This window comes from Phaeocystidibacter marisrubri, assembly GCF_008933165.1.
GTDB lineage: Bacteria > Bacteroidota > Bacteroidia > Flavobacteriales > Schleiferiaceae > Phaeocystidibacter > Phaeocystidibacter marisrubri.
On the sequence record NZ_WBVQ01000002.1, the window covers coordinates 271,730 to 284,355 of the forward strand.

Below are 12,626 nucleotides of genomic sequence, written 5' to 3' on the forward strand. Positions count from 1 at the left end.
GCGACTATCGACTTCTGGAATCGAGCTCACGAAGCTCCTTGGAAATCCAAAGGATGAGTTCACCTTGATCACTTACATCCACCAGTTGATCCAAAGTGGGGTCTGTCTTTAGCTGTTCCTTATGGGTAGAATAAAATTGAACGCATGAAGTAAGTGCGGCATCGGTGCAATTCAATTCATTCCCTCTAGCCTCAGGATGATGGATGGCAAATCGAATCCACCCCGCCAAGTACACGCTCATCAGAACGGGATTCTTCTTCATGAAGCCCGTAAGCTCTGTGCGCATTCGAATGGGAAATTCATTGGTATGCCGCGCCCAGTTGAGAATAAAGCCACTCATTTGGTCCCAAGTGGGATCATTCGGGTTGTAAGAGCTGGTCAGAATCCAATCTGCACACTCTTCTACGGTTTCCAATTCATCATGAGCATCTTCGGCATTCCGGATCACAATATCTTCAATATCCGGTTGCGCCATAATGTTCATGGACACTAGGCTAAATGCATACAGGAGAATGGACTTCATCTTCATAATTACAAAATTGTAGGAGACATCTCTTTAACCTCACCTCTTCCCATCATCCCATAGAGTGATGTGGTTGAAGCTACCTCTTGGGAATTACATCCACAGCCCATTCCTCCAATTCGCCTTTGCGCTGCAAACGTTGAAGTTTGCGCAAGCTACGAGAATTCTCAAGGCTACTCTCATTGGATTCTGCATAGTCTAATACTACCGTAATCGCAGCAAAACAGCATGCAGCGGGATCATCTAAGTCTTCCGGGTTCTCCAAAGCATGAATTCCCCAAGCAGCAGTGAAGATCAAAAGTAAAGATGAATTGTCCTCTGAGAAAGACAGCATCTCTTGCGAAAGAGTAACTCCAAACGAATCGGTAGCCGAAATCCAAGCTAAGGTATAAGCGCCCACTTTCTTCCAATCAGAATTGTCTGGATCATGAGGAGAGCTAATTAACCATTTGGCAGCAGTAAGATAGTTCTCCGTTGCTGCCGTAACATCTGCCGTAGTTTCAAAATTCGGTTCCAATTCAAAATCGAAATCTTGAGAATAAAGCGGAAAAGTCGAAATCAGAAGTAACCCTGTTAGGATAAAGTTTTTCATTGAAAGAGAGTTGAATTGAATCTTGAAAGTACAACTTGAGATGTTACGTTCAAATATCTAGTGCTTCAAGTTCTGTTTATCAATCCACTTCCAGAAAGCTGAACAGCACAAAAAAACCCCTCGACTTTCATCGAAGGGTTTCTAATATGTCTAATTCGAAAATTACTTACCGAATTTGTCTTTCAAAAGTGCAGTGGTTGTAGAACCTGGACGCTCGATTGGGAAACCAAGTGCACGGTCCCAAATCAAGTTCGCCATGGTTCCTAGTGCACGAGAAACACCGAACAATACAGTGTAGAAATCGTACTCTGTCAAACCGTAATGCATCAACAACTGACCAGAGTGTGCATCCACGTTTGGCCAAGGGTTCTTGATCTTACCTGTAGAGCTAAGAATCTCTGGAACCACTTCGTAAATACGGCTCACAATCAAGAACATCTCGTCATGTGGCATGTGTTCCAAAGCGAACTTGCGTTGTGCTTCGTAACGTGGGTCGGTTTTGCGCAATACAGCGTGACCAAATCCTGGAATCACTTTACCATCGGCAAGCGTCTTGCGTACGTAGTTTGCAATTTGCTCTTTAGAAGGAAGTCCTCCACCCAACTCATCGCGCATAGCGAGAGTCCAGCGAATTACCTCTTGGTTAGCCAATCCATGAAGTGGACCTGCCAAACCGTTCATTCCCGCAGAGAAGCTCAAATAAGCATCACTGAGTGCAGAACCTACAAGCTTCACAGCGTGTGCAGAAACGTTACCGCCTTCGTGATCTGAGTGGATGGTCATGTACAAACGCATCAACTCTTTGAACTCCTCGTTATCGAAGCCTAGCATGTGAGCAAAGTTACCGGCCCAGTCCAACTTCGGATCTGGTTCGATGTGCTCGCCATTGTGGTAAACGCGACGATAGATATATGCAGCCACACGCGGAAGGCGTGCGATAAGGTTCATTGCATCCTCGTAGTTCGGCATCCAGTATTCACTCTTGTGGATACCTGCGCGGTAAGCACGAGAGAATTCACTTTCCGTACGAAGTGCCATGATACCAGCAACGAACTGAGTCATTGGGTGAGCACTTTGAGGAAGTGAATCAATCACTTTGAATACGTGAGGAGGAACGATAGAACGACGAGCCCAGTTGTTGCTCAAGCGACGAACTTGCTCATCATCTGGAACTTCATTCATCAACATCAGGTGGAAGATACCTTCTGGAAGAGGCTCTTTGCCACCTGGCATTTTAGGAAGCTTTTCTTGTAGTTCAGGGATAGAATAACCGCGGAAACGGATACCCTCTTCTGGATCGAGCTTAGAAGTCTCACAGATAAGGGCAGGCATACCGCGCATACCTTGATAAAGCTGCGACACTTTGATCTCACCAATTACTTCATCACCGTGTTCAGCGACGAAGTCACGAACTTCTTTTTGTGCGTCTGCAACTTTTGATTGAAAATGTTCTTTGATACGATCCATGTCGAGCTATTATTTAATGTACTTAAAGTTCTTTCCTTGATAAATTGCTGTATCGCCAAGCATCTCTTCAATGCGAAGAAGTTGATTGTACTTAGCCATACGGTCAGAACGCGAAGCAGAACCTGTTTTGATTTGTCCCGTATTCAAGGCTACAGCAAGATCTGCAATAGTACTATCTTCTGTTTCTCCTGAACGGTGACTCATCACACACGTGTAGCCATTGTTCTGAGCTAAAGTGACGGTATTGATGGTTTCGGTCAAGGTTCCAATTTGGTTCACCTTAACTAGAACGCTATTTGCAACACCTTGTTCAATACCACGGGCAACTCTTTTCTCGTTGGTTACAAAAAGGTCATCTCCAACCAACTGTACTCGGTCGCCAATAGCAGCCGTGAGCTTTTCCCATCCTTCCCAATCGTCTTCATCAAGACCATCTTCAATAGAAATAATAGGATACTTATTCACCCACTCTGTCCAGTATTCTACCACTTGATCGCTTGTCATTTCACGACCATCGCTTTCCTTGAATACATATACACCGCGCTCTTTGTCGTACAACTCAGAAATAGCGGCGTCCATTGCAATCCAAACGTCTTCACCGGCCTTGTATCCCGCTCTTTCAATAGCGATCAATACCGTTTCAATGGCTTCTTCGTTCGATTGAATGTTTGGTGCGAATCCACCTTCATCACCTACGTTGGTGCTGTATCCTTTTTCTTTCAATACAGCTTTTAGGTGGTGGAAGATTTCAGTACCCATTCTGAGTCCTTCGCTAAATGAAGAAGCTCCGAAAGGCATCACCATAAACTCTTGGAAATCGATAGCATTATCGGCGTGCTCTCCCCCATTCAAAATGTTCATCATAGGAACAGGAAGCTGGCGGGCATTCACCCCTCCAACGTAGTTGAAAAGAGTTTGTCCTTTCTCTTGTGCTGCCGCTTTCGCAACCGCCAGAGAAACGGCCAACATAGCGTTTGCTCCAAGATTTGCCTTGTTCTCGGTTCCATCGAGTTCAATCATCGCAGCGTCAATACCCGCTTGATCTTCGATTGGGTAACCTACCAATTCCTCGGCAATAGCGTTGTTTACATTTTCAATTGCACGAAGGACACCTTTCCCCATATAGGAATTCTTGTCGCCATCGCGCAATTCAACCGCCTCGTGCACCCCTGTTGAAGCTCCAGAAGGAACTGCCGCTCTTCCCAATGCACCTGCATCAGTAAGTACGTCAACTTCAACAGTCGGATTGCCTCTTGAATCAAGGATTTGACGGGCGTGAATAGAAGTAATGTAAGGCATGTTTTGGTTTTTTTAGGCGTTAACCGCCGACTTCATATTGTCAACAAATTGGTCAAACAAATATCGTGCATCGTGCGGACCTGGCCCTGCTTCTGGGTGATATTGTACAGAGAAAACTGGAACATCAGTTCGTCGAATTCCTGCTACGGTACCATCGTTGAGGTGGACATGGGTCAATTCCACAATCTCCGAAGCTTCCACATCTTCCATCTTCACAGCAAAGCCGTGGTTCTGAGATGTGATTTCACCGTTTCCGGTAAGGATATTTTTGATAGGATGGTTAATCCCGCGGTGACCATTGTGCATCTTATAAGTGCTCAGACCAGATGCCAATGAGATCATTTGATGACCGAGACAGATACCAAAGATGGGTAAACCTGATTCGATCAATTTCTTCACTTCGTCCACCACACCTGGCATCGCAGCTGGGTCACCCGGACCATTCGACAAGAACAATCCATCTGCATTTAATGCAAGGAGAGTAGACGCTGGTGTATTCCAAGGGTAAACGTGAACTTGACATCCGCGTTCTGCGAGGTTGCGAAGGATATTCTTCTTGATTCCCAAATCGAGGGCAGCCACTTTGAACGGAGCATTCTCGTCACCATACACAAATGGTTCTGTAGTACTCACTTTAGAAGAGAGCTCTAGACCTTCCATGCTAGGAACTTTGGCCAACTCCGCTTTAAGGTCGTCGATTTGGGTAATCTCTGTAGAAATAATCGCATTCATTGCCCCGCTATCGCGGATGTGACGTACCAATGCGCGAGTATCCACATCACAAATGGCCACCTTGTTATTGGCCTTAAAGTAATCATACAACGTATGATCAGCAGCTGGGCGACTTTGATGAGTAGAGAAGTTCTTACAGATCAAGCCTGCAATCTTCACGCCGTCGCTTTCCACCTCCTCTTCAAAGGTTCCATAATTACCGATATGCGCAGTAGCGGTAACCATCAATTGACCGAAATAACTAGGATCTGTAAAGATCTCTTGATAGCCGGTCATACCCGTGTTAAAACAAATTTCACCCCATGCTGTACCATCCAATCCAGTAGATCGTCCGTAAAAAACGGTTCCGTCTTCAAGAAGGAGAATTGCTGGTTTACGGTGTTCGTATGCCATGGAATCTGCTCTTTTTGTGTAAGTTACGTTCTTAGATTGCAAAAAAAAAGGATAAGACAGGCGTCTTATCCTTTTTCAGTTATGCTAAAGTCATAGGATGATCACTCACCTTTTGCTTCTTCACCAGCTTCGTTGGTATCAACGTCTGCTGAGTTTTCAACTTCTTTAGCTGGTGCTTCTTCAGCTGCAGGAGCTGCTTCAACTTTCTTACCAGCACGACGAGTAGACTTCTTCTTAGATGAAGTTGACTTTTCGTTCGTGTATAGTTCGTTAAAGTCCACCAACTCGATCATTGCCATATCGGCATTATCACCAAGACGGTTACCCGTTTTAATGATACGAGTGTATCCACCAGGACGGTCACCTACTTTCACGCTCACTTCGCGGAAAAGTTCAGTAACAGCGTTCTTATCTTGAAGGTAACGGAATACAACACGACGGTTGTGAGTGCTATCTTCTTTAGAACGAGTGATCAAAGGCTCAACGAACTTCTTAAGTTCACGTGCCTTCGCCACGGTGGTGTTAATGCGCTTGTGTTCGATCAACGAGCAAGCCATGTTTGATAGCATCGCCTTACGGTGAGCCGACTTTCTGCCCAGGTGATTGAATTTCTTACCGTGTCTCATTTCTACTTACTCCTTGTCCAATTTATACTTTGTGATGTCCATACCGAACTCTAGGCCCTTGTTGTGTACAAGCTCATCAAGTTCAGTGAGAGACTTCTTACCGAAGTTGCGGAACTTCATAAGGTCAGCCTTAGTGTAAGTCACTAGGTCACCCAAAGTCTCAACTTCAGCTGCTTTCAAACAGTTCAATGCACGAACTGACAAATCAAGGTCAGTCAACTTCGTCTTCAAGAGCTGACGCATGTGGAGGATTTCCTCGTCGTATGTATCAGTTTCTTTGCTCTCTTGGTCTTCCAAAGTAATGCGCTCATCGCTGAACAACATAAAGTGGTGGATCAAGATGTTTGAAGCGTCAGTCAACGCATCTTTAGGATGAATTGAACCGTCAGTCGTAATCTCGATAAGAAGCTTTTCGTAGTCAGTCTTCTGTTCTACACGGAAGTTTTCGATACTGTAACGAACGTTCTTAATCGGAGTATAGATAGCATCGATAGCAATAGTACCCATCGCTGCATCCGACTTTTTGTTCTCTTCAGCTGGAACGTAACCGCGACCTTTTTCGATTGTCAATTCAATCTCAAGTTTCACGCTTGGCTCCATGTGACAGATTACCAAGTCAGGGTTCAACACTTGGAAAGCGCTGATAGACCCGGCGATATCACCGGCAGTAAGAACGTCTTTACCTGTAAGAGTTACCTTAACAGTTTCGCTCTCTTGCTCTTCAATTTGACGCTTAAAGCGAACCTGCTTCAAGTTCAAAATGATCTCGGTAACATCCTCAACAACTCCTTTGATTGTTGAGAATTCGTGCTCTACTCCGCTAATCTTCACTGACGTGAAGGCAAAGCCCTCAAGAGAGGACAGGAGGACGCGGCGCAACGCGTTTCCGATGGTAAGTCCATAACCCGGTTCAAGAGGACGGAATTCGAATTGACCTTCAGTTTCGGTCGATGAATTCATAATTACCTTGTCGGGCTTCTGGAAATTGAGGATGGCCATATGCACGATGGGATTAATGTGATTACTTCGAGTACAATTCTACGATCAACTGCTCCTTAATGTTCTCAGGGATCATTTCGCGCTGAGGAACACTAACAAATGTACCAGTCAATGTATTGTCGTTAAACTCGATCCACTCAAAGTCATTTCTGCGGCTAGAAACCGTGTTTTGAATAACCTCTAGTGATTTAGATTTTTCACGAACGGAGATCTTATCTCCAGGCTTCACGCTGAAGCTAGGAATGTTAACGATATCGCCGTTCACTAGAATGTGACGGTGACCCACCAACTGACGTGCAGCACGACGAGTTGGAGCGATTCCCATGCGGAATACTACGTTGTCCAATCGAGACTCACAGTATTGCAACAACACTTCACCGGTAATTCCCTTAGAACGAGAAGCTTTCTCGAACAAGTTGCGGAATTGACGCTCTAGAATACCGTAAGTGTACTTCGCTTTTTGCTTTTCTGCCAATTGAACCGCGTATTCTGATTTCTTACCACGCTTGCGTGCGAAACCGTGCTGTCCAGGAGGATATTGACGCTTTTCGTAAGCGCTGTCCGGGCCGAAAATCGGCTCGCCAAATCGACGTGCGATCTTGGTAACGGGACCTCTATATCTTGCCATTTCGTTGGTCTTTTTCTAGTTCGATTATACTCTTCTGCGTTTCGGAGGGCGGCATCCGTTGTGTGGGATCGGAGTGATATCTACGATCTCAGTAACTTCGATACCGGCGTTGTGAAGTGAACGGATAGCGCTCTCGCGACCATTACCTGGACCTTTCACATAAACCTTTACCTTCTTAAGGCCGGCTTCCATTGCGCGACCTGCGCAATCCTCAGCAGCAGTTTGAGCAGCGTAAGGAGTGTTCTTCTTAGATCCTCTAAAGCCCATCTTACCAGCTGATGACCAAGAGATCACTTGACCAGTAGTATTGGTTAGAGAAATAATGATGTTGTTGAAAGTAGCGCTGATGTGAGCTTCCCCTACCGGGTCCACTTTCACTTTTCTCTTCTTTACGCTCTTTGTTGACTTTGCCATGACTCCCTACTTATTATTTCGTAGCCTTCTTCTTATTTGCAACAGTCTTACGCTTACCCTTACGAGTACGAGAGTTATTCTTCGTACGTTGTCCACGTAGTGGTAAACCTAGACGGTGACGGATACCGCGGATCGCTCCGATGTCCATCAAACGCTTGATGTTAAGCTGTACCTCTGAACGAAGTTCGCCTTCCACCTTGTATCCATCTGAGATAACGGTGCGGATCGCAGTAAGCTGATCGTCATTCCAATCCTGCACTTTAGTGTCAAAATCTACACCCGCTTGGGTAAGGATTTCACGTGCGCGGCTACGGCCAATGCCGAAGATATAGGTCAAGCCGATCTCGCCTCGCTTGTTCTTTGGTAAGTCAATACCAGCAATTCTCGCCATAATTCCTTTGAATTAATTCTTTTAACCCTGACGTTGTTTAAACTTCGGGTTCTTTTTGTTGATCACGTACAAGCGGCCTTTGCGGCGTACAATCTTGCAGTCCGCGCTTCTCTTTTTGATAGAGGCTCTTACTTTCATCGCTCTGGTCTGTTTTAGTATCGATATACGATACGTCCTTTGGTCAAATCGTATGGGCTCAATTCGAGCTTAACTCTGTCTCCCGGAAGAAGTTTGATGTAGTGCATTCTCATCTTTCCGGAAATATGTGCAGTCACTACGTGGCCGTTCTCTAGTTCTACGCGGAACATCGCATTCGACAATGCTTCTGTGATGGTTCCGTCCTGTTCAATTGCTCCTTGCTTAGCCATTACTTAGATTGCATTAGCAGTTGAACGCCCTTTCAAACGACCCGTTTTCATCAAACCATCGTAGTGACGGTTTAACAAGTAGCTCTCAATTTGCATGAGGGTATCCAATACCACACCTACAATAATCAAGAGAGAAGTACCTCCGTAGAACTGAGCCCATTGCTGCGTCATACCTGTCATCATTGCAATTGCTGGCAAAATTGCTAGAACTGCTAGAAGGAATGCACCTGGCAAGGTGATACGACTCAATATCTCGTCAAGGTATTCGGCAGTAGACCGCCCTGGCTTAACGCCCGGTACGAAACCACCGTTTCTTTTCAAATCGTCAGCAATGTTGTTGGTGTTAACCTGAATTGCTGTATAGAAATATGTAAAGAGAATAATCAAGAGCGCAAAGGTAAGGTTATACCAAACACCTTGAATATCTCCGAAGAAGTTGCGTACCCAAGACATGCTTTCCGACTGATTGAAGGAAGCCACTGAAATAGGAATGAACATGATGGCTTGAGCGAAGATGATCGGCATTACACCGGCTGCATTCACTCGGAGTGGCAAATAATCACGTCCAAGAGGACGGCCTGCTACTGCTCCACCTGCCGCGGTGCGTTTTGCATACTGCAAAGGCACTTTTCGAACTGCTTGTGTGAGAGCGATAGCAAACATGATTACAAGGTAGATAGCGGCCATCTCAAGGATGAATACTACCCAGCCACCTGAATCTTGTTCAACTTTAGCAACCAACTCTTGCATGAATGCTTGAGGTAGGTTAGCAATGATACCCACCATAATCAATAGGGAGATACCATTTCCGATACCTTTATCGGTAATACGTTCACCCAACCACATGGCAAAGATGGTACCTGCAATCAAGGTAGCAATAGAAAGAACCCAGAAGAGGTTCTGTGGAAGCGTGTAGCCCACATTTTGCATACCAAGGTTAGCGATGTACGCCGGTGCCTGAGCCGCACAAATGGCGATAGTCAGGTAGCGAGTCATCTGCGTCAATTTAGTACGGCCGCTCTCGCCGTCCTTTTGAAGCTTCTGAATAGCAGGAACCGCAAGACCCAATAGTTGGATTACGATCGAAGCTGAGATGTAAGGCATAATACCCAATCCGAGGATTGATGCATTTGAAAATGCACCACCGGTAAAGGCATCTAGCAATCCCATAAGACCTCCGGCTGCTTGATCCTTCAATCCTTCTAGACTTGCGATGTCGATTCCTGGTAGTGGCACGTTAGACCCTACACGGTATACTAAGAGTAAACCAAGAGTGAGGAGAATCTTCTCTCTCAACTCTTTGATTCTCCAAATATTTCTCAGCGTTTCGATGAAGTTTTTCATGCGGTAAATAGGCGCTTAGAGCGTCTCAGCCACTCCACCTAGAGCTTCGATGGCTGATTTTGCTGTTTCACTGAACTTGTTTGCTTTGATGGTCAATTTAGCTTTCAATTCGCCACGACCCAAAATTTTGATAAGGTCCTTTTTATCGGCCAAACCATTTGCAACAAGTACTTCTCTGTCTACCGTATCGGTAACAATCTTATTATCAACGAGTGCCTGAATTGCGTCGAGGTTAATCGAACGGTATTCAACACGGTTAATATTTTTGAAACCGAATTTTGGTACGCGGCGTTGAAGTGGCATTTGACCACCTTCAAAACCAATCTTACGAGAGTAACCCGAACGTGACTTTGCACCTTTGTGACCACGTGTTGAAGTGCCCCCTTTACCGGAACCTTCACCGCGACCAATGCGGATACCCTTATGCGTAGAACCCTCTGCGGGTCTGAGATTACTAAGATCCATTGCTTTGATCCTTTATACTGTTGTTACTGTACTTCTTCTACAGTCACAAGGTGCGCCACTTTCGTGATCATACCTTTAATCTGTTCTGTGGCTTCGTGCTCTACAGTTTGATTCATCTTACGCAAGCCAAGAGCCTCGAGGGTTTTCTTTTGGCGGCCTGGGCGATTGATCGCGCTGCGCACTTGGGTGATCTTTACTTTCGACATCTTTCGTTGTATTTATCGGATCAACCGTTGAACACTTTGCTCATACTCACTCCGCGTTGACGAGCAACTTCACGTGCATCACGCATTTTCAAAAGAGCAACGAAAGTTGCCTTTACCAAGTTGTGTGGGTTAGAAGACCCTTTCGACTTGGCCAATACGTCATGAACACCTGCACTCTCCAACACGTGACGCATAGCACCCCCGGCAATTACACCGGTACCATGCGCAGCGGGGCGCAAAAATACTCTAGCTCCACCGAATTTTCCAACTTCTTCGTGAGGAACTGTTGTTCCATTTAGTGGAATACGGTATAAATTCTTCTTCGCGTCCTCGATTCCCTTGGTGATCGCCTCAGAAACTTCCTTAGATTTTCCGAGTCCGTAACCAGCGATTCCGTTCTCATTTCCTACAACCACCATGGCTGAGAAAGCGAAAGTACGTCCACCTTTGGTCACTTTAGTTACACGCTGAATACCTACTAGGCGGTCAACGAGTTCCAAACCTGATGGCTTAACGGTCTTTACGTTCTTGATACCTTTCAACATGGTCAATTAGAATTTGAGTCCGGCTTCTCTAGCTCCTTCAGCCAAAGACTTTACACGTCCGTGATACAAATAACCGCCACGGTCGAATGAACAAGCGTTGATTCCAGCTTCTAGAGCCTTTTCAGCGATTGCCTTACCAACGAGCTTGGCTTTATCTGATTTAGTTCCTTCTGCTCCTGTGATCTCTTTTGCAAGAGAAGACGCAGATGCAAGCGTTTTTCCAGTAACGTCGTCGATCAACTGAGCGTAGATCTCCTTGTTGCTACGGAAAACAGCAAGGCGTGGGCTATCCGCAGTACCCGCGATATTCTTGCGGATGCGACGGCGGATGCGATTTCTTCTTTCGATCTTAGTGAGTGCCATTGCCTACTTATTTTTTAGCTGCAGATTTACCAGCTTTTCTACGAATGTGCTCACCAACAAAGCGAATACCTTTTCCTTTGTACGGCTCCGGCTTGCGGAACGAACGGATCTTCGCTGCAACAGCTCCGAGAAGCTGCTTGTCGTGAGATGTGAGAGTGATCAAAGGGTTCTTACCCTTATCCGACTTCGTTTCAACTTTGATTTCACTTGGAAGCTCAAACACGATATTGTGTGAGTAACCTACTGAGATATCAAGAAGTTGACCTTGGTTGGCAGCGCGGTAACCTACACCGACCAATTCTAGTTCTTTCTTAAAGCCCTCTGAAACACCAACAACCATGTTGTTGATCAAAGCGCGATACAATCCGTGCTGAGCACGTGTAGGTTTTTCGTCGTTTGCACGCTCAACGTTGATAACTCCTTCTTCAACAGAAGCTGAGATATTCGGCTCAGAAATTACCTGAGTCAACTCTCCGAGTTTACCTTTTACAGTCACAACGTTTCCGTTCACCTGCACTTCGACGCCTTGGGGAATGGCGATGGGAGCCTTACCTATCCTTGACATGGTCTTATTCTTTGCAGATTAATAAACGTAGCATAATACTTCACCACCTACGTTGTTGGCACGAGCTTGCTTATCGGTCATCACTCCTTTAGAAGTGCTCACGATAGCTACACCCAAACCGTTCTTCACACGTGGCATAGTTTCTACATTGGTGTACTGGCGCAGACCTGGCTTAGACACACGGTGAAGACCGCGGAATGCTGGTTGCTTGGTTAGCGCATCGTACTTTAGGGCGATCTTGATGGTGCCTTGAGGACCGTCTTCCGCTACCTTGTAGCTAAGCGCATATCCTTGATCCACCAGGATCTTAGTCATTTCGATCTTCAGCTTAGACGCTGGGATCTCAACCACTTTATGGCCGGCCTTGGCAGCGTTCCTAACACGAGTTAGGAAATCGGCGATTGGGTCAGTGATCATCTCTTTCGCTTTATTCTTTTTACCAACTAGCTTTCTTCACACCTGGGATCAATCCCTTGTTTGCCATTTCACGGAACATTACACGTGAAAGACCAAACTGACGCATGTAACCACGTGGACGTCCGGTCAACTTGCAACGATTGTGAAGACGAACTGGAGAAGCGTTCTTAGGAAGCTTCTGTAGTCCTTCATAATCTCCTGCTGCTTTTAGAGCGGCACGCTTCTCAGCGTACTTCGCAGCGAGTTTTTCGCGCTTGACCTCGCGGGCCTTCATTGATTCTTTAGCCAT

Annotated in this window: 20 protein-coding genes; all 20 read right to left on the reverse strand. The window is 45.8% G+C overall.

From position 1 onward, the window contains the following. Positions 1-4: 4 nt before the first annotated feature. A complete protein-coding gene (locus F8C82_RS08610; protein WP_170266204.1) occupies positions 5-523 on the reverse strand; it encodes a hypothetical protein in 519 nt (172 codons plus the stop codon). A gap of 79 nt (positions 524-602) precedes the next feature. After that, positions 603-1,115, reverse strand: coding sequence for a hypothetical protein (locus tag F8C82_RS08615; protein ID WP_151693184.1), 513 nt, complete (start codon positions 1,113-1,115; stop codon positions 603-605). Positions 1,116-1,277: 162 nt separating this feature from the next. Next, a complete protein-coding gene (locus tag F8C82_RS08620) occupies positions 1,278-2,582 on the reverse strand; it encodes a citrate (Si)-synthase, eukaryotic (RefSeq protein ID WP_151693185.1) in 1,305 nt (434 codons plus the stop codon). A 9-nt stretch (positions 2,583-2,591) separates the two neighbouring features. Beyond that, positions 2,592-3,881, reverse strand: coding sequence for a phosphopyruvate hydratase (eno, locus tag F8C82_RS08625; protein ID WP_151693186.1), 1,290 nt, complete (start codon positions 3,879-3,881; stop codon positions 2,592-2,594). Between the two features lie 12 nt (positions 3,882-3,893). Beyond that, positions 3,894-5,006 carry a glutamine-hydrolyzing carbamoyl-phosphate synthase small subunit gene (carA, locus tag F8C82_RS08630; RefSeq protein WP_151693187.1) on the reverse strand — a complete coding sequence of 371 codons (1,113 nt, stop codon included), beginning with the start codon at positions 5,004-5,006 and terminating at the stop codon, positions 3,894-3,896. 101 nt (positions 5,007-5,107) lie between these two features. After that, a complete protein-coding gene (gene rplQ / locus F8C82_RS08635) occupies positions 5,108-5,632 on the reverse strand; it encodes a 50S ribosomal protein L17 (RefSeq protein ID WP_151693188.1) in 525 nt (174 codons plus the stop codon). Positions 5,633-5,638: 6 nt separating this feature from the next. Then, positions 5,639-6,631, reverse strand: coding sequence for a DNA-directed RNA polymerase subunit alpha (locus F8C82_RS08640; protein WP_151693189.1), 993 nt, complete (start codon positions 6,629-6,631; stop codon positions 5,639-5,641). Positions 6,632-6,653: 22 nt separating this feature from the next. Beyond that, positions 6,654-7,259: a 30S ribosomal protein S4 gene (rpsD, locus tag F8C82_RS08645; RefSeq protein WP_151693190.1), complete on the reverse strand. Its 606-nt coding sequence runs from the start codon at positions 7,257-7,259 to the stop codon at positions 6,654-6,656. A 24-nt stretch (positions 7,260-7,283) separates the two neighbouring features. After that, the gene (gene rpsK, locus F8C82_RS08650) at positions 7,284-7,673 is read right to left on the reverse strand and encodes a 30S ribosomal protein S11 (protein ID WP_151693191.1); all 390 of its coding nucleotides are present in this window, start codon (positions 7,671-7,673) and stop codon (positions 7,284-7,286) included. A 13-nt stretch (positions 7,674-7,686) separates the two neighbouring features. Further along, positions 7,687-8,064, reverse strand: coding sequence for a 30S ribosomal protein S13 (rpsM, locus tag F8C82_RS08655; protein ID WP_151693192.1), 378 nt, complete (start codon positions 8,062-8,064; stop codon positions 7,687-7,689). Between the two features lie 21 nt (positions 8,065-8,085). After that, positions 8,086-8,202, reverse strand: a complete 117-nt coding sequence (gene ykgO, locus F8C82_RS08660) for a type B 50S ribosomal protein L36 (protein ID WP_015361145.1) — start codon at positions 8,200-8,202, stop codon at positions 8,086-8,088. A gap of 14 nt (positions 8,203-8,216) precedes the next feature. Then, on the reverse strand, positions 8,217-8,432 hold the full coding sequence (gene infA / locus F8C82_RS08665) for a translation initiation factor IF-1 (protein ID WP_151693193.1): 216 nt from the start codon (positions 8,430-8,432) through the stop codon (positions 8,217-8,219). 3 nt (positions 8,433-8,435) lie between these two features. Further along, complete coding sequence (secY, locus tag F8C82_RS08670; RefSeq protein ID WP_151693194.1) at positions 8,436-9,776, reverse strand: preprotein translocase subunit SecY; 1,341 nt, start codon at positions 9,774-9,776, stop codon at positions 8,436-8,438. 15 nt (positions 9,777-9,791) lie between these two features. Then, positions 9,792-10,241 carry a 50S ribosomal protein L15 gene (gene rplO / locus F8C82_RS08675; protein ID WP_151693195.1) on the reverse strand — a complete coding sequence of 150 codons (450 nt, stop codon included), beginning with the start codon at positions 10,239-10,241 and terminating at the stop codon, positions 9,792-9,794. 23 nt (positions 10,242-10,264) lie between these two features. Beyond that, complete coding sequence (gene rpmD / locus F8C82_RS08680; protein WP_151693196.1) at positions 10,265-10,447, reverse strand: 50S ribosomal protein L30; 183 nt, start codon at positions 10,445-10,447, stop codon at positions 10,265-10,267. Between the two features lie 20 nt (positions 10,448-10,467). Then, on the reverse strand, positions 10,468-10,992 hold the full coding sequence (rpsE, locus tag F8C82_RS08685; protein ID WP_151693197.1) for a 30S ribosomal protein S5: 525 nt from the start codon (positions 10,990-10,992) through the stop codon (positions 10,468-10,470). A 6-nt stretch (positions 10,993-10,998) separates the two neighbouring features. Continuing rightward, on the reverse strand, positions 10,999-11,355 hold the full coding sequence (rplR, locus tag F8C82_RS08690) for a 50S ribosomal protein L18 (RefSeq protein ID WP_151693198.1): 357 nt from the start codon (positions 11,353-11,355) through the stop codon (positions 10,999-11,001). A 7-nt stretch (positions 11,356-11,362) separates the two neighbouring features. Beyond that, positions 11,363-11,920, reverse strand: a complete 558-nt coding sequence (rplF, locus tag F8C82_RS08695; RefSeq protein ID WP_151693199.1) for a 50S ribosomal protein L6 — start codon at positions 11,918-11,920, stop codon at positions 11,363-11,365. A gap of 18 nt (positions 11,921-11,938) precedes the next feature. After that, a complete protein-coding gene (rpsH, locus tag F8C82_RS08700; protein ID WP_188477377.1) occupies positions 11,939-12,337 on the reverse strand; it encodes a 30S ribosomal protein S8 in 399 nt (132 codons plus the stop codon). 19 nt (positions 12,338-12,356) lie between these two features. After that, the gene (gene rpsN / locus F8C82_RS08705) at positions 12,357-12,626 is read right to left on the reverse strand and encodes a 30S ribosomal protein S14 (RefSeq protein WP_151693200.1); all 270 of its coding nucleotides are present in this window, start codon (positions 12,624-12,626) and stop codon (positions 12,357-12,359) included.

Excerpts from the sequence above, each read along its gene's own strand:
- F8C82_RS08610 (WP_170266204.1), bottom strand. The coding sequence starts at position 523 with ATGAAGTCCATTCTCCTGTATGCATTTAGCCTAGTGTCCATGAACATT.
- F8C82_RS08615 (WP_151693184.1), bottom strand. The coding sequence starts at position 1,115 with ATGAAAAACTTTATCCTAACAGGGTTACTTCTGATTTCGACTTTTCCG.
- F8C82_RS08620 (WP_151693185.1), bottom strand. The coding sequence starts at position 2,582 with ATGGATCGTATCAAAGAACATTTTCAATCAAAAGTTGCAGACGCACAA.
- eno (WP_151693186.1), bottom strand. The coding sequence starts at position 3,881 with ATGCCTTACATTACTTCTATTCACGCCCGTCAAATCCTTGATTCAAGA.
- carA (WP_151693187.1), bottom strand. The coding sequence starts at position 5,006 with ATGGCATACGAACACCGTAAACCAGCAATTCTCCTTCTTGAAGACGGA.
- rplQ (WP_151693188.1), bottom strand. The coding sequence starts at position 5,632 with ATGAGACACGGTAAGAAATTCAATCACCTGGGCAGAAAGTCGGCTCAC.
- F8C82_RS08640 (WP_151693189.1), bottom strand. The coding sequence starts at position 6,631 with ATGGCCATCCTCAATTTCCAGAAGCCCGACAAGGTAATTATGAATTCA.
- rpsD (WP_151693190.1), bottom strand. The coding sequence starts at position 7,259 with ATGGCAAGATATAGAGGTCCCGTTACCAAGATCGCACGTCGATTTGGC.
- rpsK (WP_151693191.1), bottom strand. The coding sequence starts at position 7,673 with ATGGCAAAGTCAACAAAGAGCGTAAAGAAGAGAAAAGTGAAAGTGGAC.
- rpsM (WP_151693192.1), bottom strand. The coding sequence starts at position 8,064 with ATGGCGAGAATTGCTGGTATTGACTTACCAAAGAACAAGCGAGGCGAG.
- ykgO (WP_015361145.1), bottom strand. The coding sequence starts at position 8,202 with ATGAAAGTAAGAGCCTCTATCAAAAAGAGAAGCGCGGACTGCAAGATT.
- infA (WP_151693193.1), bottom strand. The coding sequence starts at position 8,432 with ATGGCTAAGCAAGGAGCAATTGAACAGGACGGAACCATCACAGAAGCA.
- secY (WP_151693194.1), bottom strand. The coding sequence starts at position 9,776 with ATGAAAAACTTCATCGAAACGCTGAGAAATATTTGGAGAATCAAAGAG.
- rplO (WP_151693195.1), bottom strand. The coding sequence starts at position 10,241 with ATGGATCTTAGTAATCTCAGACCCGCAGAGGGTTCTACGCATAAGGGT.
- rpmD (WP_151693196.1), bottom strand. The coding sequence starts at position 10,447 with ATGTCGAAAGTAAAGATCACCCAAGTGCGCAGCGCGATCAATCGCCCA.
- rpsE (WP_151693197.1), bottom strand. The coding sequence starts at position 10,992 with ATGTTGAAAGGTATCAAGAACGTAAAGACCGTTAAGCCATCAGGTTTG.
- rplR (WP_151693198.1), bottom strand. The coding sequence starts at position 11,355 with ATGGCACTCACTAAGATCGAAAGAAGAAATCGCATCCGCCGTCGCATC.
- rplF (WP_151693199.1), bottom strand. The coding sequence starts at position 11,920 with ATGTCAAGGATAGGTAAGGCTCCCATCGCCATTCCCCAAGGCGTCGAA.
- rpsH (WP_188477377.1), bottom strand. The coding sequence starts at position 12,337 with ATGATCACTGACCCAATCGCCGATTTCCTAACTCGTGTTAGGAACGCT.
- rpsN (WP_151693200.1), bottom strand. The coding sequence starts at position 12,626 with ATGGCTAAAGAATCAATGAAGGCCCGCGAGGTCAAGCGCGAAAAACTC.